This is a genomic window from Candidatus Woesearchaeota archaeon, from assembly GCA_016188115.1.
Classification (GTDB): Archaea; Nanobdellota; Nanobdellia; order Woesearchaeales; family GW2011-AR9; genus JACPIK01.
In genome coordinates, this window is record JACPIK010000002.1 from 98,684 (window position 1) to 122,498 (window position 23,815).

27 protein-coding genes are annotated in these 23,815 nt (G+C 38.7%); 12 read left to right on the plus strand and 15 right to left on the minus strand.

Features of this window, described 5'->3' with window-relative positions:
- Positions 1-19 precede the first annotated feature (19 nt).
- The gene (locus tag HYV86_00560) at positions 20-715 is read right to left on the minus strand and encodes an Lrp/AsnC family transcriptional regulator (GenBank protein MBI2572330.1); all 696 of its coding nucleotides are present in this window, start codon (positions 713-715) and stop codon (positions 20-22) included.
- Between the two features lie 133 nt (positions 716-848).
- Here HYV86_00560 and HYV86_00565 point away from each other — a divergent pair, with 133 nt between their 5' ends.
- Both HYV86_00565 and HYV86_00570 read left to right on the plus strand, forming a co-directional pair.
- On the plus strand, positions 849-1,910 hold the full coding sequence (locus HYV86_00565; GenBank protein ID MBI2572331.1) for a hypothetical protein: 1,062 nt from the start codon (positions 849-851) through the stop codon (positions 1,908-1,910).
- Positions 1,907-2,602: a hypothetical protein gene (locus tag HYV86_00570; protein MBI2572332.1), complete on the plus strand. Its 696-nt coding sequence runs from the start codon at positions 1,907-1,909 to the stop codon at positions 2,600-2,602. Before HYV86_00565 ends, HYV86_00570 begins: the two co-directional genes overlap by 4 nt.
- A gap of 4 nt (positions 2,603-2,606) precedes the next feature.
- Here HYV86_00570 and HYV86_00575 read toward each other — a convergent pair whose 3' ends face one another.
- The 9 genes from HYV86_00575 to HYV86_00615 all read right to left on the minus strand — a co-directional run bounded on the left by HYV86_00575 (position 2,607) and on the right by HYV86_00615 (position 10,306).
- Entirely contained in the window at positions 2,607-3,356 is a 750-nt protein-coding gene (locus HYV86_00575) for a hypothetical protein (protein ID MBI2572333.1), read from the minus strand.
- A gap of 319 nt (positions 3,357-3,675) precedes the next feature.
- Positions 3,676-5,550: a hypothetical protein gene (locus HYV86_00580; GenBank protein ID MBI2572334.1), complete on the minus strand. Its 1,875-nt coding sequence runs from the start codon at positions 5,548-5,550 to the stop codon at positions 3,676-3,678.
- A gap of 115 nt (positions 5,551-5,665) precedes the next feature.
- On the minus strand, positions 5,666-6,292 hold the full coding sequence (locus tag HYV86_00585; protein ID MBI2572335.1) for an HAD family hydrolase: 627 nt from the start codon (positions 6,290-6,292) through the stop codon (positions 5,666-5,668).
- Complete coding sequence (gene ribB, locus HYV86_00590; GenBank protein MBI2572336.1) at positions 6,279-6,890, minus strand: 3,4-dihydroxy-2-butanone-4-phosphate synthase; 612 nt, start codon at positions 6,888-6,890, stop codon at positions 6,279-6,281. Before ribB ends, HYV86_00585 begins: the two co-directional genes overlap by 14 nt.
- Positions 6,887-7,951, minus strand: coding sequence for a bifunctional diaminohydroxyphosphoribosylaminopyrimidine deaminase/5-amino-6-(5-phosphoribosylamino)uracil reductase RibD (gene ribD / locus HYV86_00595; GenBank protein MBI2572337.1), 1,065 nt, complete (start codon positions 7,949-7,951; stop codon positions 6,887-6,889). Before ribD ends, ribB begins: the two co-directional genes overlap by 4 nt.
- Positions 7,952-7,993: 42 nt before the next feature.
- Entirely contained in the window at positions 7,994-8,443 is a 450-nt protein-coding gene (ribH, locus tag HYV86_00600) for a 6,7-dimethyl-8-ribityllumazine synthase (GenBank protein MBI2572338.1), read from the minus strand.
- Positions 8,440-8,925: a riboflavin synthase gene (locus HYV86_00605; GenBank protein MBI2572339.1), complete on the minus strand. Its 486-nt coding sequence runs from the start codon at positions 8,923-8,925 to the stop codon at positions 8,440-8,442. Before HYV86_00605 ends, ribH begins: the two co-directional genes overlap by 4 nt.
- Positions 8,918-9,583, minus strand: a complete 666-nt coding sequence (locus tag HYV86_00610) for a CTP-dependent riboflavin kinase (protein ID MBI2572340.1) — start codon at positions 9,581-9,583, stop codon at positions 8,918-8,920. Before HYV86_00610 ends, HYV86_00605 begins: the two co-directional genes overlap by 8 nt.
- Before the next feature lie 81 nt (positions 9,584-9,664).
- Positions 9,665-10,306, minus strand: coding sequence for a hypothetical protein (locus tag HYV86_00615; protein MBI2572341.1), 642 nt, complete (start codon positions 10,304-10,306; stop codon positions 9,665-9,667).
- A gap of 388 nt (positions 10,307-10,694) precedes the next feature.
- Between HYV86_00615 and HYV86_00620 the strand changes: the two genes are divergently transcribed.
- The gene (locus tag HYV86_00620) at positions 10,695-11,087 is read left to right on the plus strand and encodes a DoxX family membrane protein (GenBank protein ID MBI2572342.1); all 393 of its coding nucleotides are present in this window, start codon (positions 10,695-10,697) and stop codon (positions 11,085-11,087) included.
- Entirely contained in the window at positions 11,051-11,599 is a 549-nt protein-coding gene (locus HYV86_00625; GenBank protein MBI2572343.1) for a cupredoxin domain-containing protein, read from the plus strand. The genes HYV86_00620 and HYV86_00625 overlap by 37 nt, the downstream gene beginning before the upstream one ends.
- A 21-nt stretch (positions 11,600-11,620) precedes the next feature.
- Here HYV86_00625 and HYV86_00630 read toward each other — a convergent pair whose 3' ends face one another.
- Positions 11,621-12,079 (minus strand): hypothetical protein, encoded by a 459-nt coding sequence (locus tag HYV86_00630; GenBank protein ID MBI2572344.1) that lies wholly within the window; start codon positions 12,077-12,079, stop codon positions 11,621-11,623.
- Between the two features lie 91 nt (positions 12,080-12,170).
- Here HYV86_00630 and HYV86_00635 point away from each other — a divergent pair, with 91 nt between their 5' ends.
- The 3 genes from HYV86_00635 (at position 12,171) to HYV86_00645 (ending at position 14,361) form a co-directional block, all read left to right on the plus strand.
- On the plus strand, positions 12,171-12,617 hold the full coding sequence (locus HYV86_00635) for a hypothetical protein (GenBank protein ID MBI2572345.1): 447 nt from the start codon (positions 12,171-12,173) through the stop codon (positions 12,615-12,617).
- A 29-nt stretch (positions 12,618-12,646) separates the two neighbouring features.
- Positions 12,647-13,063 (plus strand): hypothetical protein, encoded by a 417-nt coding sequence (locus HYV86_00640; protein ID MBI2572346.1) that lies wholly within the window; start codon positions 12,647-12,649, stop codon positions 13,061-13,063.
- A gap of 104 nt (positions 13,064-13,167) precedes the next feature.
- A complete protein-coding gene (locus tag HYV86_00645) occupies positions 13,168-14,361 on the plus strand; it encodes a 4-demethylwyosine synthase TYW1 (GenBank protein ID MBI2572347.1) in 1,194 nt (397 codons plus the stop codon).
- On the opposite strand, the gene HYV86_00650 is transcribed toward HYV86_00645, so the two are convergent.
- Positions 14,358-15,776 (minus strand): hypothetical protein, encoded by a 1,419-nt coding sequence (locus HYV86_00650; GenBank protein MBI2572348.1) that lies wholly within the window; start codon positions 15,774-15,776, stop codon positions 14,358-14,360. The two genes, HYV86_00645 and HYV86_00650, sit on opposite strands and share 4 nt — an antisense overlap.
- Before the next feature lie 107 nt (positions 15,777-15,883).
- Here HYV86_00650 and pfdA point away from each other — a divergent pair, with 107 nt between their 5' ends.
- Both pfdA and ftsY read left to right on the plus strand, forming a co-directional pair.
- Entirely contained in the window at positions 15,884-16,297 is a 414-nt protein-coding gene (pfdA, locus tag HYV86_00655; GenBank protein ID MBI2572349.1) for a prefoldin subunit alpha, read from the plus strand.
- A 2-nt stretch (positions 16,298-16,299) separates the two neighbouring features.
- Positions 16,300-17,997 (plus strand): signal recognition particle-docking protein FtsY, encoded by a 1,698-nt coding sequence (gene ftsY, locus HYV86_00660; GenBank protein MBI2572350.1) that lies wholly within the window; start codon positions 16,300-16,302, stop codon positions 17,995-17,997.
- A 4-nt stretch (positions 17,998-18,001) separates the two neighbouring features.
- Here ftsY and HYV86_00665 read toward each other — a convergent pair whose 3' ends face one another.
- On the minus strand, positions 18,002-18,337 hold the full coding sequence (locus HYV86_00665) for a YkgJ family cysteine cluster protein (protein MBI2572351.1): 336 nt from the start codon (positions 18,335-18,337) through the stop codon (positions 18,002-18,004).
- Between the two features lie 100 nt (positions 18,338-18,437).
- On the opposite strand from HYV86_00665, the gene HYV86_00670 reads away from it, so the two are divergent.
- From HYV86_00670 to lysA, 3 genes are read left to right on the plus strand one after another with little or no spacing between them, the layout of a single operon-like run.
- The gene (locus HYV86_00670) at positions 18,438-19,823 is read left to right on the plus strand and encodes an aspartate kinase (GenBank protein MBI2572352.1); all 1,386 of its coding nucleotides are present in this window, start codon (positions 18,438-18,440) and stop codon (positions 19,821-19,823) included.
- A 23-nt stretch (positions 19,824-19,846) separates the two neighbouring features.
- Positions 19,847-20,797 (plus strand): 4-hydroxy-tetrahydrodipicolinate synthase, encoded by a 951-nt coding sequence (gene dapA / locus HYV86_00675; GenBank protein MBI2572353.1) that lies wholly within the window; start codon positions 19,847-19,849, stop codon positions 20,795-20,797.
- A gap of 7 nt (positions 20,798-20,804) precedes the next feature.
- Positions 20,805-22,016: a diaminopimelate decarboxylase gene (gene lysA / locus HYV86_00680; protein MBI2572354.1), complete on the plus strand. Its 1,212-nt coding sequence runs from the start codon at positions 20,805-20,807 to the stop codon at positions 22,014-22,016.
- Here lysA and HYV86_00685 read toward each other — a convergent pair.
- Positions 21,997-22,830: a hypothetical protein gene (locus HYV86_00685; protein MBI2572355.1), complete on the minus strand. Its 834-nt coding sequence runs from the start codon at positions 22,828-22,830 to the stop codon at positions 21,997-21,999. The genes lysA and HYV86_00685 overlap by 20 nt on opposite strands.
- A gap of 88 nt (positions 22,831-22,918) precedes the next feature.
- A complete protein-coding gene (locus HYV86_00690; GenBank protein ID MBI2572356.1) occupies positions 22,919-23,707 on the minus strand; it encodes a hypothetical protein in 789 nt (262 codons plus the stop codon).
- Positions 23,708-23,815: the final 108 nt, after the last annotated feature.

A 23,815-nucleotide genomic window follows, 5' to 3' on the forward strand; every position in this document is an offset into this window, starting at 1 on the left:
AATGCAGATAAGGATAAACTTATTCATTAGGTACAAAATTGTAATGCTTAATGACTCCTGAAATCTCCAGTTTACGAATTCGTTGTGTAACAGCATCAGCGCTTAATTTTACTTTTCGTGCAAGTTGAGTCACATTCTCTCGACAATCAAGTGCAAGTAACCGCAAAATTTCCCAATCATTCTCATCCATTTTGATGGGGTTTGGTGTCGAACCAAAGAATGACTCCTTGCGATGTCCGCTAGCTTTCTTCCCAATTAAATAATCTCTCACAAAATATTCTCCGCGAATAATTGTTGCAATTTGTCTTTCAGCGATATATTGCCCAAACTTTTGATTTAATTCTGTGAGTGTGGTATCTAAAAACACCATGTCTTGCGCCCAAGTGCCAAATGCCAGATCAAACATTCCATCACAGCTCGAAAGCCACACCACATTTCGATGATGCTTAAGCCAATTAATCAATTCCATCTCTTTGTTTTGGTCAATGTTATGAAGACGTAAAAAGTTCTTGTGATTTGTAAAACCTAATCGAGCAATATCAATGACGGGATAAAAAGTTGTAATCAATTTTTCTTTTTCAAATCTCTTAAGGCGTAATCCACATACTTGTTTGGAAACTCCTACATTCTTTGCAAGCATAGAATTTGGTTGGCGTGCATTAAGATCTAATTGATAAAGTAACTTCCTATCTTTTACATCAAGATTTGCTCTCATAAGTTTACGATAAAAATAAATCTATTTAAATTTAGCGGAAAAGTAAATAAAAATGTGACAAAGTGTTAAATATGTCTGTGTCACTTTCAAGTGATATTAAATTTGTAGAAACTAAACAGATAGAAACACGACCATGGTTGTATTCACACTTGAAATTGTCGCAGATTTAGAACAAGTAGCCAGAGCAGCGAGATTAGATCTAAATCAACTGCCATATATTCTTAACCTGCCTGATGTCAACGTGTGTGAAAAAAGAAGCCAATATGTATTTGAAAATGATAAAAAAGTGCAGGCTTGTCGAGGCTGTGTTACCTCCCCATTCGCTGGCGATGATAGGATACTCTCATTAGACCAATCCATTATGATCCTAGACTTTGCAAAAGAACATTTCGATATTGGTTGGATAACCATTAATGGGTATGGTGATCCTTTATCAGGTGCAGTGATGCCTGATGGAAACACAATAAAACAGCGTACAATAGCAAAGATTCAACACGCTGCACGGCTTGGAGTTCGAAGTTATGTTTTCAATGCGGGTGATAATCTTGATCCACAAACAGCTGATATCTTTGTTGAAAATGGCGTCAATGTAATGTGGAGTTTATTTGGGAACAAATTTGTCGACGCTGATTTCTTTGGAGGAAGGGAATACGACGAACCACTTCAGCTTCGAGGAACTGCGCAACAGCAAAATCCTGCGCGTATAGCTGCAAACCTGCGAGATTTCATTTCTACCATGAACAGAAAAGCTCATTCTCCTAAAGATGGTATCACGCGTCTTGGTATGAACTATGTCTTTACAGAACACGATCGAGAGAATCCACAACGGGTCGAAAGACTCAGTCAAGCCGCACAAGAACATGGTATTGCATTCATGTGTAACACGCCATTTGGAACTACTGACATTATACTCAAGCAAGCAGCAAAGCAATATGTGCCGAATCAACGATCTCACAGTACATCTGTATATGTGCCTTCATTAGGGATGGAGCAATGCCAAATGGGCGCAGGTGCAGTAATTACTGTGGGTGCGTATGGCAACATCGGGCAGTGTCCTTATGTTGCGCCACACCAAGATCTCCAACAAAATGGTAATATTGTCCTGAAAAATGGTGGCATCAATCTCCAACTTCTTGAGAACATTACGCGCCATCTTAACCGTGAGTATCTTTGTTTACCAAGGGGGACACGATGACCTTTTATATTGATCAACTTAATCAAAAGGAAAATGATTTAGCATGTCGATTTAGAGCAAACATAACCCCGGCAACATCCCTTACCAAAGATCAATTAGCTTATGTCCTTCTAGAAAAACGTCTTCTTTCAAGGGCATTTGTCCCCTTGTATAATGCAGCGGCACAACGTATTCAAGATAGTCGTTTACGTCAAGTTGTAGAAGACATTATCGCGGACGAATACCAACCGGATGACCACCAGAAACTATTAGATCAAGATCTTAAAACGATGGGTATCTACGTCCCAGATAAAAAATATGGCTCTCACCAAGAAACAAGAGATTTAGTTGAAGAAGTTCATACCTACATTGAAAGAGACACATTTGATGACGTACGCGGTGGTTTCTTCTTGCGCACTTACGGGGAGCTCCTTCCTGGCATCGAATACGATATTCTCTGGCCGCGTCTTGTGCAAGATTTTGGGCTCACACCAGAGACTTCCGTATTCTACTGGCACCATAAAGTCCATGATGAAAAAAAGGTAGAGCTGGGAACAAAGGGTAGTACTCATACTGACTCATTCAGTAAAACACTTGGAGAACTGGTAAAATCTTCACGCGATTATCATCTTGCATCAAATGGCATCCAAATTGCCATATCTTTTCGTTCTCAATTTTGGACCGATACTTTGAGAAGATTAGACAATAAATAGGCTTTTATTCCTCTTTTTTCGTCTCTAGTGTCTTAACAGAATTCTTTAACAACACCACATTGCCTCGTCCTTTCTTAACTTTTTCAACCAATCCCTTGTGTTCTAATTCAGTAAGAATTAAACTTACTTTTGCTTCACTAAGATAACCCATTTCTTTGCGTAAGTCTTTTTGATGTATACGTCCATCGTGTTTTGTGATAATTGCTAGTGCATCATCTAAATATTGTGGTGACGCGGCAACTTCTTGCTCGTGCACTTCAAGTGGTTTGATACTTTCAGCTTTAATTCTACGCCGAAAAAATGCAACTGAACCATATTTATGTCTCATGTAAATAATCCGAGCCAACAATCCAATCACAATGATTCCAAAAAGTACATATGCCCACCATCGTGATGACGTTTGTTGCTCAACAACGAGTTCATCTTGTGTGTCATCCCAAAGCTCTTCTTCTTGGCTTATATCCTCTAAAAGAAAAACATCAAACACAAATGTTCCTTCTTGAGTAATATGTAAACTTTCTACAACATCAATTCCTGCTTTTCGCGCGCTTAAACTATACTCACCCAAGGGCACTATAAACATATATGTTCCCTCTTTTGCAAGATATTTTTGAGGAGGTGTGCTATTAATCTCAATTAATACGTCCTTTTCAACATCTAGATTATCATTATAAATTGAACCTTGGATGGTAGCACCTAGTACAATAGGTAGAGAACAGAATAGCACTATCACAAACCATATCTTCTCTTTCATAAGAAGATAATGGGTTTACAATCTATAAAAACCTATCGCAGGGGGATCGTAAGCATATTTGGCTAATCTTTGCCTATTTATCTGTATGATTTTGGTCTGTGGGGGAAATCCAAAACCAGTAGCCATTTTACTACTTTTACTACTCTCGAATACTAAATTGAACGAAAGATTTATATATAGGGGGCAGTATCAAAACTTAAACATCTATCACCTCTTTTTCCCCACGCCGACTTTCGGGTTGGCGAGGGGTTTTATTTCTTAAGAAATTAACTTATTCAACAAATTTATTGCCCATGTAGTGCTGTGTTTTTCTGTTCTCTCATCGATACTTAACAAAATCCAAATGAGGTCGTCGACGTAAGAATAGCAAACAAAGAATAAGAGTAATCAAGCTTCCAATCAATATGCCTTGAAAAATATGTTTTATCTCTTCTCTATTAAACATTTCAGAAATTCCCTCAAAATTCGATCTCTCTTCAGGGAAATATATCTGTAAATCACTCATTTCCAAAGCATATTCTAGGTATAATAAGCTGGTATACACCTCTTTTTCAGAAAGAGCTTGAGCATACTCAAAATAGGAATATCCTAAAATGGGAAACATTCCTTCTGCGCTATTATGGGCTATAATTCGCAGAGCTGCATCTTTCTTACTCTCATAATATGCTTTTGCTGAATCATCATCTAATCCAAATGAACTTAAAATTGCATTCGCATCACTCTTTACTTGAGAAGCAATAATCAAACACAATGCTTTTTCTCCACGAGCCTGTGCTCCTCGTGCTTGGTCCAGCTTCTCTTGCAAATGACTAATCTGGTCTGGGTTAAGAAATAAAGTAGTATATTGGTGGCGTTCTTGCGCTTCCGCAATTTTCTGTGTGCAGGCATTTGAAAGCAGGGTATCATCAACAAGATACTTTTTACCATCCATCTCAAAGAATTTCATCCAGGACTCAGCGGAAAAAAGTCTTTCCTGAGCATAGGCTACCAATGCTATTGCATCTTGAATCTCGTTCTTTTCTATTTTCTCACTTAATTCACCTAACTGTTCTTCAACATCATGAAGACGTTCTTGAACAATCATAAGTGCCTGAAGATCTGAAATTGTTTCAATCTTTACATTCTTTGTCTTTTCTTTAAGAATGCCAACTTTCTGTTCTAATTCAACATGGTACTTCTTTAATTGACCAGACGAGACATTCTGTGCTATATATAATTCTCTTCGCAAAGTGATACTGTTACCAAAACAAAAACTGGCTGCAGAGTATGAATCTCCTCGCTGTGAAGCATTTATGGAACTTCCTCTTTTTTGATCAATTGCCTCTTGAATACTTTCATTAAGCACAATCCTTTCTTTTTTGATGACTTGTTCTAAACCTTGGGCGCGGTCACATAAAACTGTTTCTAACTCTTTCATAATCAAATTATACTCTTCATTTTCAATAACCTGTGTTATCTCTGAAGTGAAATTTTTTCCAGTAAGATGAAACAACACTTCATCAAGATTAAGCACCTCAACAACATCGATATGCAAGTTTTCATTTTTATACGTTGTAAAATTAAAAATCTCTGGGAGCTTAGATTGATTATTCTTATTATCCTCATCACTACTATCTGTTATCGTTGTAGAATTGGAATTATTTCCTGAAATAGTAACCGCAATCTTATGAGACGGTTCGATATTTGTTCCTGCAGCAATTAATACTTTCTGCAGTCCAGCTGCTTGCGCCGCATCAATCTTTTCTTTAACCCCGCCAACTGGTCCAACAATAGCACCTGAATTAATTGTTCCCGTAATCGCCACTTTTTCGTCATAATCTAAATCCATCATAGCAATAGCTGTAAGCGCAGAAATAGCAGCACCTGCCGAAGGACCACCTATAATACTAGATGATGATTTAATAGTATAAATAAAATCATAATTATCACAATCAAGGTCATAATGTTCACAGGCTATCTCTTTGGCAAATCGAGTTGATATCTGTGTGTCTACTTTTGTTGCTGGTTGTGTATCTAAAAAAACTCGCCCAGATCCTTCTTGCACTTCTAAATATAAATCAGCCTGACTACCAACAAACCCAGAATCAGTTTCCTGTACAGCAAGTAAAGTTAAATGATAGGGTTCATTACTTGGTGCTAGAGCCAAAGGAACTAACAATAAACCTAAAATAACTATCATCAAAAACGACTTCATGAAAGATCCCAAGGCTGTTTTTCTTATAAAGATGTCGCTTGCAGAGGACACATACTTGAAGAGGATGCATCCATTTTTACAACACAGAAAAACTACTGCTAAATTACTGCTATAATTACAACAAAGAAATATCTAAATCCGCAACTGACTTTAAGATTAGGTCTGCTTTTTCTAATTCAAATCCTTCTCGCGTCACAATACCTGTGCATACGCCAATAAAATGAAATCCTGCTTGTTTTGCTGCTTGAGCATCATATATACTATCACCCACATAAGCTACTTCGTTTGGTTTATAGTTTTTCAGAAATATCTCAAAGACACGCGAATCTGGCTTATGGTGCGTAACATCTTCATACCCAATCACTGATTTAAAGAAGGGTAATAGACCAAACTGTTCAATATGCGCCTGAAGCGTATTTTTTCTACGTGAGCTAAGAATATGCAATTCAAATCCTTGGCGATGTAATTCTTCTAAAGTTTTTTTCGCTCCCTCTACCAATTTCACGTTGTGTGGTTGGTACAACTTAGTATATGTTTGGATAAACTCATCTGCATCCGCAAAAGGCCAAAGTGTCTCAATCAATACTTGGAGTGGTCGTCCAAAAAGCTCAACAATTGCGTCTTGTTCTGGATAAGGCAAATCACACGCCTGAGCAGTGCGTTCAATTGTACGAATAATCTCTTCATTAGATAACGCAAGCGTATCATCAAAATCAAAAATAATTGCTTTAATGTTTTTCATGGGTAAGATAATCTCGTATTTGTTCAATCGTAATGATCGCTATTTTAAAATGTTTGGCAAATGCTAACAACTGCGTTCCACGCATCATTGTACCATCTGGATTCATTAATTCACATAACACGCCAGCAGGATAAAGACTGGCAATCTTACAAATATCTACGCTCGCTTCCGTATGACCTGCTCTTTCTAACACGCCTTGTTTTCTAGCTTGAAGAGGAAATACATGTCCGGGTCTAACTAAATCTGTAGCGACCCCCTCCACGAGTGCTTTAATTGTGAGTGTCCTATCGTGCGCACTTACTCCGCCGTCTTGGATTAATTTGGCATCAACCGGAATAGTGAAGGGGGTACTATGCTTAGAGGTATTCTGTTCGACCATTGGTCCTAAACCCAATTCTTGAAGCCTCTTTTCTTCCATACCTACACAAATAATCCCTGAAGTATGTTGTAACATGAACGCAATTTTCTCTTCACTTACAAATTGAGCAGCAAAAACTAAGTCCGCTTCGTTCTCACGATCTTGAGCATCTGTGATGATAATGAACTTACCTTGTTGTAATTCTTCTAATGCTTTCTGTAGTTGAGAATCTCGAATCATCTTGCAAACACCCCTTTAACGAAAATATCTTTCCCACTTTGCTGCAAAGAAGTAAAATTGAATTTAATCCCATCATTGATCGAAAGTGGAGAAAAACCATTCATAAGAGGAATCGCTTTCTCATCTCCAAGAATTGTTGGTGCAATAAACAACCAAAACTCATCAACGAGTTTCTCTGTAATGAAACTACCAAAGACCTCGCTGCCGCCTTCTACTAAAATACTACTAATACCTTTTGCAGTAAGTTTAGTTAGGGCATCATGCAAATTAACCTTTCCCTCATTCTTTTCACAGACAATTCTATTTCTCTTTATACTCTCTTTAGTTGTCAGAACTAGCGTTTCGCCTTCTTCTTGAAATACAGTAAAACCATCATCTAACGAATCATTACTATCTAATATTATTCGAGTGGGATAACATATTTTTTCTGTATGTCGTGCATTTAGCTGTGGATTATCTTGAATAATTGTATTTTTACCAACTAAAACTGCATCCACTCGACCTCTCAGATCGTGAACCAACATCCGTGATTCCTCTGAACTAATCCATTTTGAATCATAATTGGCGCATGCAATTTTTCCATCCAGCGTTATTGCTGCTTTAAGATACACAAACGGTCGCTTCTGGGTAATGTACATAAAAAAATGTCTGTTTAACTCCTTTCCCTCTTTTTCAAGAACACCTTGCGCAACTTCAATACCTCCAGAACGAAGTATCTCAATACCCTTACCATTCACCAATGGATTCGGGTCACCTGTACTAATTACCACTCTATCAACTTTAGCTTCAAGTAAAGCACTCACACATGGTGGTGTTCGTCCATAATGAGAGCAAGGTTCAAGATTAACATACAATGTTGCCCCAGCAGCAGAGTTACCATTTTTCTCACAATCTCGCAACGCTTCAACTTCTGCATGCGCTTGCCCAGCTTTGTGGTGATATCCTTCTCCTATGACTTTTCCATCTTTGACAATTACACAGCCAACATAAGGATTCGGAGAAGGTGTGCCTTGACGTGCTAATTCAAACACCTGCTGCATATACTCTTCATCTAATTTCATAGTAAAAGTCATAGTTAAAATAATAACCAGAAAAAGAAAAATCTATTTTCCCAACAATTCTAAACAAGCTAACATTGCTTCTGTGCCTTTATCAGTTCGTTTCTTTGCTTGACGAAAACTCATTTTAGGGCCTGTCACACCCAGTGAGACCGGCTTGTTATATTGTAACGATAAATCTGCAATCTTGCTTGCAACAGTATATGCAATTAATTTATCGTGATCAGTATCACCTTCGATAAGAGCTCCTAGTGTTACAACACCAGCGATATCTTTTCGCATCAACAATTGTTTCGAACCAAACATTATCTCCCAACTGCCTGGCACTTTCATAACTTCTGTTTGCACATTATGTTCAGTTGCAGTTTTAAGAGCTGAGTCAAGCATCTTACTGGTAATCTCATCCCAATACCACTGTGATACCACAATCCCGATTTTAATGGATGTTGGTTCTTTAAGTTGTACTTTTGATTTTAATTCAGTTTGTAATCTCATTTTATTTCTCCCGCATCTCTATATCCTTGTCTCTTCCCTTTCCCTGCATTCTTTCTTAACGCTTCTTTTCCTTCCAACATTTCCAATGCATTCAATGTATGTTTCTTGACGCGATCAACACAAATCTCTTTTTGCTTCTTGGTATCGCCCACTGCTTCTTTCTCATGAAAAAATACTTTGAGAATATGGGTATTGGTCATTAATTCAGCTTGAATTAAACCTAAATTTGCTTCGTGAGCACACACTTCATCGATGTCTTCCTTACCAACCCAGCCACACGCAACCACAATATCACATTTGTATTTCTCAATAAGAATTTTGCAGGCAACCGGCAAATCTTTGAAACCAGGTACGGTGTATCTTTCAACAACAAGATTCTCTCCTACCGTTTGTGCAGCAATCTCTCCCATGTTCACACGTGCAAACATGGTGTCAGCAATACCTATTCTCTTTACTTCTGTTCTATTTTGTTTGTTAACCATGCGTTAATGTCACCACCGCACCATTGTTCAACTTCCAAGACTTACGAAAATGAATTGGGCAAATTACTTCTGCAACTGCTTTCGTATGGACTGTTCGTTCTGGCATAATCAAATGACCCTGTGTTTTCTTTGAACCAAATGAAATAAGCACAGGATATGCTAATAATCCACCAAATGTGCGTTGTGGTGTACTAAACCCCTCTAAACGTAGTGAAGGAAGACTTGAGACAAAATGTTCTAATTGCGTAGCTGCGACAGTTAGATTAAGTGTTCCTTCAAAAGGAATATACCCTAACTTATTCTGAAACTGCGTTTTGTACCCTTCTAATGACATGTAATACTTTCCTTCTCCCAAGCCCGCAGTAAGAATGCCTTTGAGAGAAATAGTTTGCTTTTCATTAAAATGTGTTGAGAGGATATTATGATATTCTCGTAACAATTTCGTTGCTTTATCTGTGAGTGTTATCGTAATTCCCTGTCCATGAACCTTACGGCAAATTAAGCCTTCATCCTCACATTCCTTTAACTTACGAGAAACACTTTGCTGGGACATCCCTACTTCATCAGCGATAGAAAGCGTTGAGAGATCTAATTCGGTCTTGCCTTCACTCTTCTTTGCTAGATACAAAAGCATCGCTGCAGTGTCATCCCAATTCATATCCCAAAAAATAAACTATTTACTTAAAAATGTTATGGTACTTAAAAATAAGTAAAAAGAAAAAAATAGTAATTTAATCGCTCAAAGATTAGGAAAAACTGGGCTAGATTTTCTTTCCGCAACACGAAAATCTCGTGGATGTAACGGTCGTTTCTCCGACAAACCATCAAGATCAAATTGACATGCGTAAAGCGAGCCTTGTTCAAATCTATATCCTTTGGGTAAATCATAAAACTCATGCAATACTGCATCTTGAACTCCCCATACGATTTTATCCTGCAAGACCTCACGTCGCGGTCCTCCTTCATTCCTATTCCAACCCATTCCTCCACTCTGTTCATAGAGCCGATGTCCTGCTCGAACGACTTTTCCAATGAACTCATCACGCACGTATTCATTCGATCCACGCAGACACTGATCAAGAAATGCTTCTCGGGGATTAAAATTCCAAAGACCCTCATTATACCTGGCACAATAATCTCTTTTTACACGTTCAATAAATTCATTGCGCGGATTACCAAAAAGATTAATCAATCTATCAAAGAAAAAGCTGTACGCCGATCCATCACCGGGACAGCTAATGTAATCCAATACTAATGCGGGTCGTACTGCTAATTCTGATAGAAAATTAAATTTTTCAAGGGCCTCTTTAGAGGAAAAATCAACATCGAGACTTTGCACTCCTCCTTCCAATACTTTAGATATTTTTTGTTCATTATTCATTTTCTCTTCCGCAATTTAGAGTCTGCCGACTAGTTCAATAAAATCAATCCCTATGCCTCGTTAGAAAAAAGAACATAAAGATTCAACAATCCGTTTTCTCCATCCTCCACGTGATTTGGAAAATTCTGCAGGTTTACCAAACCAAAGAACTCCTCCGCGTCATCACGCAAGTAAGAGAAAACAATCTAACAAGAAGTAGTAGTTGTAGTAGTAAGAAAATTGTTCAACGATTCTACAACATTTTGTCTCATAACTATATCTAGCCCGTCCAATTACTTAAAATTGTTGACACAAAAGAAGTTTTTAATTCTCTTTTGACACACTTTTTCAGATTTAAGCTGAGCTCTCCTAAACAAGTTTTATAAGTTCAAAATATTTCCTCTACACCATGGTATCACTCAAAACCATCCAACCCTACGCGCCAGCCGTACTTCGTATCAGCATAAGTCTCGTCTTTCTCTGGTTTGGTCTTAATCAACTCATTCTTCCAGATAATTTCATGGGTTATCTTCCAGATTTCCTTCTCCAATTAGATTATGCAAAAACGCTAATCTACTTCAACGGTGCAGCAGAAGTAATTTTAGGAACCATGCTTCTTATTGGCTTTCTCGTACGTCCAGTAGCACTTTTACTTGCTCTTCACTTACTCACTATTGCAATAGGGTTAGGCTATAATGATATTATGATTCGTGATCTTGGCCTAACACTCGCAACAGTTTCAATCTTTTTAGGAGGTGCAGATATATGGACAATAGACAGTCGACGAAAAAATCGTTTGTAAATATAGTTAGTATAATACTTGTAAGCTTAGTATTAGTACTTGCAGTGGGGTGTGAATCCAAATCTCAACCAGTACCGCAAGTAACACAACCAGTGCCGTATGGTGAACCAGCGCCATTTGATGGGCCTGCAGAAACGAATGTTGTCAATGCAGATGATTCAATGGAAAACATGGAAGAAGAATCTCAACCAGTTCCAACAACATCTTCAGCTCCAACTCCTGGTGCAACAACCTTTCTGATAACCGGAGAAAACTTCAAGTTTGTTATGGATGGGAAAGATGCTCCAGAACTTCGTGTCAAAGAAGGTGATACAGTACGTATCGAATTTAGCTCAACCGATGGTTTTCATGATTGGGTAGTAGATGAATTTGATGCTCATACACAAAAAGTTCGACCTGGAACACCAACTTCAGTAGAATTTGTCGCTAGCAAGAAAGGCACATTTGAATATTATTGCAGTGTTGGCAGCCATCGTCAACAAGGCATGAAAGGCAAACTTATCGTTGAATAATTTTTTTCTTATTTCTATTTTTTACGCAGTATCAATTCGTCGTATTGATTCCATTTCTTTATACTTCAGTTGGATTTTTTGACCGGTTTTTTCATGTTGTAACCAAATTGTTTTGTACAAACCATTTACGATGTAAACTTCCCCTTTATACATCACTTTGTCACCTTTGTTATATGTTGTTGGTCGAAACAGAATCGTAACGCGATATAACTCTTTATCTCCACGCATGGTATGAAGTTTTGCGCTAGATTTAATCTCGCCGCCAAACTTTTCTTGAAGTTTTTTACCTAGCCCTTTAGTATAATTATTATCTGAAAGATAAAAGTCAAGACCCCCTTTTACTTCCATTACTTTGGCAACTTTAATTCCGCCGCGCAGTAGTTCATCTTCTACAAAATCTACAACATCTTGTTCGACGTCTCGTAATTGAAGAATACCTTCAAAGTAAAGTCCATGTTTATCAATTGGATTTCGTACCATTGTAAGTTTTAGAGGCAAGATTGCTTTTATTAATGATTTAATACTAAAAAGTGGTGAAACTTTTATAAAATGTCTGCTTCTTTAAGCTATTATGGCTATAACTGTCGTTTCTCAATACAGTTCTATCGCAGGGCCATGTCAAGAGAAGCCTAATGGATTAATAAAAATAGGCACCTATGCTAATCTAAGGATCACCTCGTATTTTGCGCGTGATAATATTCTTGGTAATTTTCGTAGTGAGATTGAATTTGCAAATAGCAGGTTAGATACAAAGCGCCTTTGTGAAATCTTAAATTTAAAATTAGACTATACCCGGCCTTCTTCTCTCCCCTACCCTTTCTATCGCATGGGGCATGATCATGGTCTCTTCTCTCTTGAAGAGAAACGTGGGTTATACTTACAAACATCTGTATTGAAACGAACACAAGATACAGTAGCCGCCTCCAATTCTCATGCTAGTTCTTTACAGCTTCTTCTCGAGATTATTTTTCCAAACGAGGATGGCAAATATACTTTTGGTGAAAAGATTTTAGAATAAAATGCCAAATCTACAAAATTGATTTTTCGATGAAACTACATCTCTATACTCACGATCTTGGAACCATACTTCATAGAAGTCCCCATATCTTCTTTGAAATAAGTGATGGTGTGTCCCCTCGCGATGATCCAATTGAGATGATGCGTACTCTAACATGGCGTACAGGAAACGAAGTGCAATTTCTTACACGTATAACGGGAGAATGTTATAATCCAAAGGAAAACAATGGTCGTTGCGATGTCTACAGCACTTACGACGCAGCACGGTTGCGTATGGGGGTATGGTTGCACGCCCAAAAAGTAGAAGAAACAGTTAATCGGCTATTCCCTTATCGCAATCGCGATTGGGACTACACTCTGGGTGAAAGAATCATTCATCGTAGCGAAATTCCAGGGCCAACAATTCTTCACTCAACAAAACTTGGTGTATGGACACAACTTTTTTAAATAGTAAACGAAAAAAAAATCATATTTCGTTTACTAATAGTAAATGCAAGAGTTTTTAACAAAACGTAGTGCATTTACTAAAAACAGCCATCAAACCACTACCCATGTTAACACCAGAAGCCCGAGCCGAACTCGAAAAACAGCAATATCGTATTGTGGGAGAACATTCTGCAGTCAAGACCTGTGGCTGGACCAAAAATATGATCAACGGTGAAGGCGGCTGTTACAAACTTAAATTCTACGGTATCATGAGCAACCAATGCATGCAGATGACTACGAGCATTAGTTGTGCTAATCGTTGCACCTTTTGCTGGCGAGGTTACAAAGCTCCTGTCTCTAAAGACTGGAAATGGGGCGTCGATGATCCCAACCTGATTTTTGAGAAAAGTCTCGAAGCGCATGAAAAATTACTTGTTGGTTTTGGGGGTTCACATCGAGCCAATAAGCGATCATTTGAAGCGTCTAAAACCGTCAAGCATGTTGCGTTATCTCTTACTGGCGAGCCTATTTTTTATCCTCGTATCAATGAACTTATTGATCGATTCCATGCAAAAGGGATCTCTACGTTCTTGGTTACCAATGCGCAATATCCTGAAGCGATCCGTGATCTTAAACCAATTACTCAACTCTACGTCAGCATTGACGCACCGAACAAACCCATGCTCAAAGAAGTTGATGTGCCTTTGTTTGCTGACAACTGGGAACGCCTCAATAAATCACTAGAATATCTTGCGCAAAAAAAACAACGTACTTGTGTACGATTAACGGTAATCAAAGGAATTAATGATACAGATTTTCAAGGGTATGCCGATTTGATTCACAAAGGCAGTTCTGATTTTATTGAAATCAAATCATATATGTTTGTTGGACCATCTCAACAGCGGCTAAAAAAAGAAAACATGCCCCTGCATGAAGAAATCGTCACTTTCACTCAAGAATTAGTCAAGTATCTTCCGGATTATGAAATTGTTTCAGAGCATATCCCCTCTCGTGTCGTTATGCTCGCCAAAAAGAAATACAAAAAAGATGGTGTGTGGTATACTTGGATTAATTTTCCTAAATTTCATGAACTCTATGCAGAGTATATTGCCACTGGCAAAGAATTTACCTCGGATGAATATAATCTCAAAACACCTCAAACTGGATTATCTGGAAAAGGCACCGTAGATCACTTGGAAGCGATGCATGCTAAACATCTCAAAAAACGTGCTGACGCAGCGAATGCAACAACTCAGAGTGATATCGTGTTTGTCGATGAGAGCACGGATGAAATGGAATTAGATGAGAAGAATGATTAGATAATTCCTGGTTTAAAATCAGTTCTCTTTCTGTGGCTGCGCGGTATATGATAATCTAAAAGATTGTTATTTCTAATATAATCCGGAGTCAACACTGTTGCTGGATCTTCTCCTCTTTCAATAGCTTTTGCTGCAGTACCAAATAAAAAATTGCTCCATAATAGGATCGTTTTACGACCTAATTGACCAATATTATGAGTTACACGAGCATCAAGACCAGTAAGTACAATGTCATTAACCGCAGGAGCCGAGAGAACAGTTCGTGCTGTTTCACTTAATCGTGATCTAGTGGCATACACTACTACTCTATTTGGTCTTCCTGTGATTCGAGCATCCCGAGTTAAACCATCTACAGTTGAACCAATTATCACTTCGTTATTTTTCTGCATTGTTCCTCCTTGCCGAATCATATCATCAACTACGAGAACATCAAAACCATCCAAATTAACTTCTCCCGTAATTTCTTTTCCATCTGGTCCAACTAATTTGTCTAAACCTAAAGTTTCAACTGCGCCTCCTGCTCCACGAGTCTTATTCATTCCTCCATAGGTGGCATTATCCCAACCCGCATTAACAACAATCTCTTGTGCAAATGGAGTTGCATTAACATCAGCACCAAGAACTATTATTTTTCTTCCTTTGTCTTGAGTGTTAAGAGATAGAATTTCTTCCCCCTTATCTGCAAGAAAAACTCCTACTAAAGGAGCAACTGAAATGTTAAAGAGGTTAAGTGTATATCTCTGATTTGAATTATTCTGTGCTGCTTGTCTAGCCAGAGGAGAATATTCTTTATTTAATCGTTCTGTTATATTTCTAGCTTCATTCGTTGCATGTAGATGTGCAGTCACTACTGCATCTACTCCTGCATTAAGCCAAGTTTTTAATACAAAGTTTAATGATACTCCCTGCCCATCATAATTTTCCTTAGCTTTTTTTGTTTGCATTCGAGGATGGTCAGTGTCATGTATCCCTCGTTCCTGAGCTGCATAAGGAAGAGTATAAGAAAGAACCACAACATTGTCTGCCCCATTATATTTTGCAGTTTGGGCAAGAAGACCAACACGTGTGACTAAATCCTGGACACTAAATCGATTACTTAGTGTATCCACAATGTACGCAGTCATTCCTCTCAATCCATGCCCCCATTCAGGGGATTCTTCTGTGCCATAATTTGCTCGAAATCGGACATATTGGTTTCCATTACCTAAAGATCTTTTTGTTTGCAGAGTGCCTAAATATTCCCCATCAGCATGTAGTACATGTTCTAATATTAATCGTGGATGATCTGGAGAAAGCCCTAAATGCAATGCAACTCTTGCAGCTTCTTCAATGTCTGGTCTAGTAGCAAAAACTACACGCTGATCGGGTCGTAGCTCTCCTGATCCTAAAGAATATGTTGCTTGATGAAGAACCATTCTCATTGAGACCAGAAGTCTCCCTTTTAATCCTTTTCTACTCTCAAGAACACTAATCTTCCTAAAACCCCAAAAATCTTATAAAACAGCTTCCTTCTTACCTGATTATGTCCGAAGAAATCCAGCAGAAGCTTGTGCAGTTCCAAATTCTGCAAAAACACATTGAGAAAATCGGTGAACACGTGGAAATGCTCAATGCTCAAAATGAAGAACTAGAAGAGTCACTCCAAGCGCTACGTGAGTTGCAGCAATCCGTTGCAGGCAGTGCTATGCTTGCGCCTGTGGCCAATGGAATTTTTGTTAAAGGAACACTTACTGACACAACTACCCTTTTAGTAAATGTTGGTTCTGATACCGTTGTAGAAAAAACTATCTCTCAAGTTCTCGAAATGCTTAGCGAACAACAAAAAGAAATTACTTCTAAAGTTACTCAAGCTCAAGAGCTTCTTGCTCATCTTCATGAACGAGCGCAAGAAATCTATCAAAATGTCGAAGAAGATATGAACGAGGAAGCGGAATAACCATGTTTGGCAAACTCAAAGATAAACTCAAAAGCGCTCTATCTGTTTTTTCCAAGAAAACCGAAGAAGAAGCAGAAGTAGAAGAAAAAATTGTTGAAGTAGAACAAGCTATCTCTGAAAAACCTGTTGCAGAGTCTGTTCCAGAACCTGAAGTTCCTATCCTTGAAGAAGACGTTGAAATTCCTGTTGTAGAAGAAGTAGAAGAGAAAGTAGTTGCACCTGTTGTTTCTAAAATCCACATCGAAGAGAAGATACATCAAGAAAAAGTAGAAAAAACCAACATAGAAAAAAGCATTCCAATTCAGCAAGAAAAGAAAACTGTTCAAGAAAAGCACCATCCTGCTTCTAAAGTTGAATCTAAACCTGTAGAGAAAAAAGTAGAACCTAAAGAAACATCAAAACCAACTCACAAACCTACTCCTGTTGCTAAGGCTGAAGTACAAAAACACGCCGAACCAATAAAATCTGAACCGGCAGTTGTAAAGAAAGAGGAACATATAGAAAAATCTCATCAAGAACAAAAAGGAACTCACTCAACTCCTACTATCATCGAGCCAGTTCAACCTGAAAAGAAAGGATTCTTTGGTCGCCTATTCTCTAAAAAAGAAGAAACACCAAAAGAAGAGATCAAAGAGACACCTACTATTGTTACAAAAGAAGACGTTGTTGAGAAGAAACATGAGATACACGAATCAATCAAAACTCATCATGAAGAAAAGAAATCAGAAGTTATACTCCAAAAACCAGAAGTAAAAGCAGAAAAACCAACTAAAAAAGAAGCGATCCCGCAAAAAGCACAAGAAGAACCAGTTGACGAACAAGGCTTCTTTGGCAAACTTAAACAAGCTATTACGACAAAAACTATTTCAACAGACAAATTCGAAGAACTCTTCTGGGAACTCGAACTCGTCCTTCTTGAAAACAACGTCTCCGTTGAAGTGATTGAACGCATTAAAGAAGATCTCAAGACTGAACTTGTCGATAAACCTCTCCCTCGTGACGTTCTCGGAAAAATCAATGATACTCTACGTTCAACAGTTCGTGATATCTTAACCTACGACAAAGTTGACCTCATTGCTAAAGTAAAACAAGCTAAGGAACAACAAAAACCATATGTTGTCGCGTTCTTCGGAATCAATGGTGCAGGAAAAACAACCTCCATTGCTAAACTTACAGCCTACTTTCAAAAACATAAACTTAGTGTCGTTCTCGCTGCCTGTGATACGTTTCGTGCTGCGGCGATTCAACAGCTCGAAGAGCATGCAACTAAATTAAATGTCAAAATAATCAAACATGATTATGGTTCTGATGCCGCTGCCGTTGCCTTCGATGCGATCAAATATGCCCAAAAGAACAATGTTGACGTTGTTCTTATTGATACAGCCGGTCGTCTTCATTCCAATACTAATCTTATGGCGGAATTGGAAAAGATCATACGCGTCACTAAACCAGATCTTAAAGTCTTTGTAGGCGAGAGTATTACTGGTAATGATTGTATCGAACAAGCCCGCAGTTTCAACGAGTTAGTGCAAATGGATGGTGCAATTCTTACCAAAGCAGATGTTGATGAGAAAGGTGGTGCACCTCTTTCAATTTCATACGTTATCAAAAAGCCAATTTTATTCTTAGGTGTGGGCCAAAAGTATGGAGATTTTGAAGAATTTGATGTCGAGAAGATGGTGATGAGGTTGGGATTATAAGCGCTCACTTAATGCGTGGTTCTTGAATACTCAATAAGTCTTCAAAAGGTCGTCTTCCAAATCGTAAATCACTTATAATCGTTGTGACAGTGCTATCATAATGGCATTTATACCCTTGACAAACTGCTGGTCTTTGCTCATAGATTTGACATCTCCCATTCTCTACATCTAAGAATACACATGCTCCTGTAATAGGATCATTTTCTAGCAGAAAACGTCCTGATTCATCAACAGTAAACCTTTCTAGAGTCTTTGCTTCTTGAGGTGTCAGTCTTTTTGTAGGAAAATAACAACAGGCATTCATACAAAAATCTGCATAAAGCTCGTCACATTCTGTCATGGATATTTTTTCTGAATTAAGTTGATAAATCTTATCTTCTCAAATAAATATTTCCTCTACTCCCAACATCTTTTTATAAGATTAATAGTTTTGAAACAAAATGTTTAATGTCTACAAATTTGGTGGATCGAGCGTAGGGAGTTCTCGAGCTATCGAAGCCTCAGCTAATCTCATCCAAGCTGATCCCTACGGTAAAGTTGTTGTAGTTTCAGCTCCTAGTGGCGTAACGGATCTTCTTTTAGCTGGCGATAAACATCATGTTGAACGAGGAGAATTTCCAGTTGAAACATTTAGAAAAATTAGAGATCGTTTTGCAGCAACCTATGAAGGGATCTCAGCGGCTCAACGTCATATTGAAGTTGCTTTCTCACAAGGTGGCGAACTTGAACGAAGAATAGCCCACGGCGCCGACCTCACACAACAGAATGCTCCATATCATACTGCGCGTCTTGCTTCCTTTGGTGAAGCATTAAATCATGAACTCTTTGCACTATGTCTGCAAAGTCGGGGCATAGCAGCAAGAGCAGCCCCTATGGAAAGACTCATGAAATTGAAGGGAAAACCTACTTGTGCTGAATATAGCTCTCGTTCTGATACACGTATACAAAATTATGTTAACGATGGTTTTGAAGGAGTTACAGTTTTTGGTGGATATTATGGGTTTGATGCAAAGGGTAATCATTTAATTTTCGATCGAGGTGGATCAGATCTTTCGCAAACTCTTATTATGCGTGCTATTAGGGCAGAACGTGGGTTCAACTGTACTGATTCAGAGGGGGTTAGACCAATCGATCCACGTCTGCTTGAAGGTGATGAATTCAGAGATTTGCCTACTCTTAATCACATTTCTTATGATATGGCACAAGAAATTGCACGTGCTGGTGGTAAAATTCTTCATCCTCGCTGTCTTGACCCTCTACGTGAGGTTAACATTCCTCTTGTTGTGATGAATACATTTAATCCTACAGGGGGGAGAACACAAATTGATGGTGAAACACCTCAGAGCAATCGTATTGTTGCAATTGGTGGCAAAGCCGGCCCATTTCACGTTCTACGGTTAAGAACAGGAGGCATGGATGGAGTAGCCGGTTACATGCATCGTGTTACAGGAGCTTTACGCAAGGTTAATACCGAAATGATAGCCACATCAGATGTAACTATTACTGCAATTCATTCCCCTCCATCATCCTCTGAGTTGTTAAAAATTATAAAACTTCAACGTTACGGATCTATTGACACGGGTAATTCTACTGCTTTGGTTGCGTTAGTTGGAAGCGGCTTCACTTCCCATCCCGAATTATATGCAAATGCTCTTACAACTTTAGGTACGGAAAAATGGGTTGATAGAGAAGGTGCTACTCAAAAAGGCATTCCTGTTCGTGCAGTCTCAAACGCACATGACAACAGCATTTGGTTTGCTGTTCCGCAAGATCTCTATAAAAAAGCCGCCGTTGCATTATATCGAGATTTAATCAAGAATAATTAAGAATAATTAAGAGGATGAATCACATGACATTACCACGATTAAAACCAGGTGCGTACACTGCAATTGTAACACCCCGAAATGCAAATAATTCTATTGACTATCGCCGATTACATTCATTTGTTGAAGAGCAGATTACTGCCGACATCACTGGTCTTGTGGTTATGGGCACGACGGGAGAGGGAGATTATATTGCTGACTTTAACGCGAAGAGTTATGCGCGTTTTGCTCATTATAGCAGAATAATTAATGCTGTTGGTGAACAAAGAGATGCAATGAAGAGTGAAATCCCTCTTATTGTTGGTATTAAAGGTCAGCAAGCAAGTGAAGCAATACGTCGTTCAAATATCGCACTTGATTACGGTGCTGATGCTGGCCTCTTAGTAACTCCTCCGTATGGTAAGCCACGACAAAATGGTTTAATTGCCTATTTTGAAAAAGTTGCAGCAGAAAGTCAACTTCCATTTGTGTTATATGATGTACAGGGCAGAACTGGTGTAAGTCTCGAGCCAGAGACCGTTGGACATCTTGCTCAAATTCCAAACATCATCGGTCTCAAAGCTGCCACAGCTGATATGAAGAGAATAAAAGCGTATGTCGACGCAGCAGGCGTTGCAAACAAAACGAGAGCTCAACCATTTTATGTCTTTAGCGGAGACGACGCAACTACCTACCAAGCTATTCAACAAGGAGCAAAAGGAGGTATTGCAGTAGTGAGTAACATTATCCCTCGAGAATGGACAGAGATGGTAACTAACGCATTGACTAATAACTCACAAGCAGAAACACTTGCAGCTGATTGGAAACCTCTTTGTGATGCTACCATGGCCTACGGAAATCCTATGTCCACCAAAGCAATACTTGAAATTCTTGGACGAGGAGTTGGTCTTGCTCATCCTGAATTAGGGTCACTTGAACCAGACGAAAAAGCTGATTTAGAGCGACGACTTTCTGACTATCCTGAATTAAAACGGTAGGTAAATCATGTCCTCTTCTTTTCTTCTTTCTCTTGCACAACAATACGGAACACCTCTCTACGTCTACGATGCTCACATCATAAAAGAACGGTATTGCGAACTCAAAAGCTGGTTTAATTATCCTAAAACCAAAATTTTCTATGCGATGAAGGCAAATTATAATCCAACTATTCTCAAAGTTCTTCTTCAAGAAGGTGCCAATATTGACGCGGTCTCTCCTACAGAAATTCTCCTTGCACTTAAAGTTGGTTTCAAACCAGAACAGATTCTCTACACTGCTAACATGATGAGTGATGAAGAAATTCATGAAGTACAAAAACTCAATGTCCTTTTTAACATTGGTTCTCTCTCAGAGTTAGAACGCTATGGTCAATTTTATCCACATAGTTCGGTCTGTCTGCGCTTCAATCCTGATGTTATTGCGGGACATCATGAAAAAGTCAAGACGGGGGGGAAGGACACGAAATTCGGCATTTCATTAGAAGACGTAGAAATAGTCAAAGAAATCTCTAAACAATATCACCTCGCAGTTATTGGCATTCATGAACATACTGGTTCAGGTATTCCTCTCACTTCAGAACAATTCCAAGGTATTCTCAATACTCTCTCTATCATAACCAAAGAAAACTTCCCTGATCTCGAGTTCGTCGATTTTGGTGGTGGATTCAAAATACCCTACAAAGAAAGCGAATCTCGTGCAGACTACGCAGAATTTGGTAAAAAACTGGTAACAGTATTCAAACAATGCTGCAATACTTACGGTAAAGTTCTTCAACTTTATTTCGAGCCTGGAAGATATCTCGTTGCAGAAGCAGGGACGTTGTTAGTCAAAGCAACTACACTTAAACAAAACGGAAATAAAAAGATAGCTGGTGTTAATTCCGGATTCAACCATCTCATTCGACCTATTCTCTATGACGCCTATCACCAAATTCTCAACCTTTCGCATCCACACGCAGCTCCACATGCTTACGATATAGTTGGAAACATCTGTGAAACCGGTGACCACTTCGCTAAAGATCGTTCCATTCCTCAAGTGAGTGAAGGCGATATTCTTGCTATCTGCGATACTGGTGCGTATGGTTATGCCATGGGAAGTATCTACAACTTAAGATCAATGCCTGCAGAAATAATTATCGAACAAGGGACAGTCCTACATCACACTCCTGCACTTACCGCTCAAGAATTAGTTCGAAGAATTACTGGTTCTCTTGATTAATTGCATAACGGTCTCGAACAATTTCAGGTCCTACTCGTAGATGCATATGGTTCTGGTGTCCTAAGCAATATGGCTTCTCGTCTTTGCTTGTGCGAGCAGCGCAGGCTTTAAACACAGACCCATATTTGTTCCACTCTTCCTGTCCATGTTCCTGGACAACGTATTGTTTCATCGCCCATACATTGCTTTGATACCATAAGATCGTGACTGGGTGGGGGCTTTGCTGGAATCCTTTGACAAGATCCCAATTCACTTCCATTGCTGCTTTACCTTTTGAATTATTTTTAGGAGTAGTACTTACGATTTGTCCTTTGATTATCCTATACGGGCTCACATCCGCATCTCGTCCATTTTGGTGGCTCTTATGAGGTCGTAACTTTCCCCCTCCCTCTCGACTTAGATCCATTAGTGTTAGTCTCACTCCATATTCCTGCGCTACAGCACATCCCCCGAGACGTAATGTATCATACAATTCTTGTGTAGCGTATGAATTAGTAAGGTGGGTAGGGATAAGACATTCATCTTCGAGAACTTCTATTCCATCTCGTAATTTTCCTCGATTAGGTTGACCCAAAGCAATAGGCATTGGCTTAGACTCAAAAATTTGCACTTCTTCAAGAGTAAAATCTAATGTGGTCGGTGATGCTAGGGTATTTTCACTTCCAGTAAGACTTCTTTGATTCACAACCTCCTGGGCCAATTGCCATTCAGAAAATGTTTCTTGACTTCTAGACAGAGAATTAGAACTCGTTGGCACTGACGATAACGCTATTACTAATCCGCAAATACTTAGGCTCCCCTTCATCATCGTCATTCTCCATAATCTTAAATGGAGTTTGAAAATCTTTTATAAAATTTTTGCACTACTAAGAAGATACTAGAAACAGTCAATCAATACGCAATTAGCGTTGGTTCGCAAGCAAATATAACCCATTCACAACTTCAAAGACTTTATCGGTGCCTATCTTTGGGATTGCAAGAGGGGTGGGTCTGGCATATGCCCTAGATCCAGCAGATTCTCTATTAGCAGAAACCATTTCTATCTCCCGTTGCACAGCATTAAGATCTCTTTTAACGGCTTCACTGGCAGGATTAAGTTCTGCTGCTTGTTTTAAATACTGGTTTGCTAGAGTTAAATCTGCTGCATTAAATGCAATAATTCCTCTAACTCGATGTGCCATTGAACGAATGTTTCCATTTTGGTTAGTCAATAATGGTTCTAAACTTGAGATATAAAGTGCAGTATCTTGGTTGCCCGTTTGTTGTAATGCATAACAATGCATGAATGGGCTTCTCCAATTCGTTCGAGCTTCTGGATGTTGTAAATGTGTAACAACTTCTGGTAATCTGTTCAATGCATGCGCAACATGACCCATCATTTCTGCATGTCGTGATGATGGTTTTTCTATCAAAGCAAGTGCTTGATATGCTGGATCAAGTCGTTGCGCATAGGCTGCTGCTCTCGCAAAATTTTCCAATAATTGCGCATCTGCGATAGCTAAAACCTCTGCTGCTAGATCATCTACATCTTCTCCTATGTCTTCTCTATTATCAAGCAGTCTGGTCGGTCCAAAAGTTTCTTGAAGAGCTAAGAAAGCTAAACTTGCCACATCATCGCTGCCTCTTGGTGGGTTAACTGCTCCTAATAATTCTTCTACTAAAGAATTTACATCAAAACCTATACCTGTCATGAATTTGAAAAATAATGGGTATTATTTAAATATTTCTATTATTTATCACTAAATAGTGGTTAATAAAACTGTTTTTTCCAGATCGACAATGTTTATAATCTTGTATCC

Coding starts and splice junctions, on each gene's coding strand:
- HYV86_00605 (MBI2572339.1), bottom strand. CDS start 8,925: ATGGTTAACAAACAAAATAGAACAGAAGTAAAGAGAATAGGTATTGCT.
- HYV86_00640 (MBI2572346.1), top strand. CDS start 12,647: ATGAAACTACATCTCTATACTCACGATCTTGGAACCATACTTCATAGA.
- HYV86_00615 (MBI2572341.1), bottom strand. CDS start 10,306: ATGAATAATGAACAAAAAATATCTAAAGTATTGGAAGGAGGAGTGCAA.
- HYV86_00610 (MBI2572340.1), bottom strand. CDS start 9,583: ATGAATTGGGATGACACTGCAGCGATGCTTTTGTATCTAGCAAAGAAG.
- HYV86_00620 (MBI2572342.1), top strand. CDS start 10,695: ATGGTATCACTCAAAACCATCCAACCCTACGCGCCAGCCGTACTTCGT.
- HYV86_00575 (MBI2572333.1), bottom strand. CDS start 3,356: ATGAAAGAGAAGATATGGTTTGTGATAGTGCTATTCTGTTCTCTACCT.
- HYV86_00630 (MBI2572344.1), bottom strand. CDS start 12,079: ATGGTACGAAATCCAATTGATAAACATGGACTTTACTTTGAAGGTATT.
- HYV86_00635 (MBI2572345.1), top strand. CDS start 12,171: ATGGCTATAACTGTCGTTTCTCAATACAGTTCTATCGCAGGGCCATGT.
- HYV86_00580 (MBI2572334.1), bottom strand. CDS start 5,550: ATGAAGTCGTTTTTGATGATAGTTATTTTAGGTTTATTGTTAGTTCCT.
- HYV86_00625 (MBI2572343.1), top strand. CDS start 11,051: ATGGACAATAGACAGTCGACGAAAAAATCGTTTGTAAATATAGTTAGT.
- HYV86_00685 (MBI2572355.1), bottom strand. CDS start 22,830: ATGACGATGATGAAGGGGAGCCTAAGTATTTGCGGATTAGTAATAGCG.
- ribH (MBI2572338.1), bottom strand. CDS start 8,443: ATGAGATTACAAACTGAATTAAAATCAAAAGTACAACTTAAAGAACCA.
- HYV86_00650 (MBI2572348.1), bottom strand. CDS start 15,776: ATGGTTCTTCATCAAGCAACATATTCTTTAGGATCAGGAGAGCTACGA.
- HYV86_00585 (MBI2572335.1), bottom strand. CDS start 6,292: ATGAAAAACATTAAAGCAATTATTTTTGATTTTGATGATACGCTTGCG.
- pfdA (MBI2572349.1), top strand. CDS start 15,884: ATGTCCGAAGAAATCCAGCAGAAGCTTGTGCAGTTCCAAATTCTGCAA.
- HYV86_00665 (MBI2572351.1), bottom strand. CDS start 18,337: ATGACAGAATGTGACGAGCTTTATGCAGATTTTTGTATGAATGCCTGT.
- lysA (MBI2572354.1), top strand. CDS start 20,805: ATGTCCTCTTCTTTTCTTCTTTCTCTTGCACAACAATACGGAACACCT.
- HYV86_00670 (MBI2572352.1), top strand. CDS start 18,438: ATGTTTAATGTCTACAAATTTGGTGGATCGAGCGTAGGGAGTTCTCGA.
- HYV86_00645 (MBI2572347.1), top strand. CDS start 13,168: ATGTTAACACCAGAAGCCCGAGCCGAACTCGAAAAACAGCAATATCGT.
- HYV86_00570 (MBI2572332.1), top strand. CDS start 1,907: ATGACCTTTTATATTGATCAACTTAATCAAAAGGAAAATGATTTAGCA.
- HYV86_00565 (MBI2572331.1), top strand. CDS start 849: ATGGTTGTATTCACACTTGAAATTGTCGCAGATTTAGAACAAGTAGCC.
- HYV86_00560 (MBI2572330.1), bottom strand. CDS start 715: ATGAGAGCAAATCTTGATGTAAAAGATAGGAAGTTACTTTATCAATTA.
- ribD (MBI2572337.1), bottom strand. CDS start 7,951: ATGAAATTAGATGAAGAGTATATGCAGCAGGTGTTTGAATTAGCACGT.
- HYV86_00690 (MBI2572356.1), bottom strand. CDS start 23,707: ATGACAGGTATAGGTTTTGATGTAAATTCTTTAGTAGAAGAATTATTA.
- dapA (MBI2572353.1), top strand. CDS start 19,847: ATGACATTACCACGATTAAAACCAGGTGCGTACACTGCAATTGTAACA.
- ftsY (MBI2572350.1), top strand. CDS start 16,300: ATGTTTGGCAAACTCAAAGATAAACTCAAAAGCGCTCTATCTGTTTTT.
- ribB (MBI2572336.1), bottom strand. CDS start 6,890: ATGATTCGAGATTCTCAACTACAGAAAGCATTAGAAGAATTACAACAA.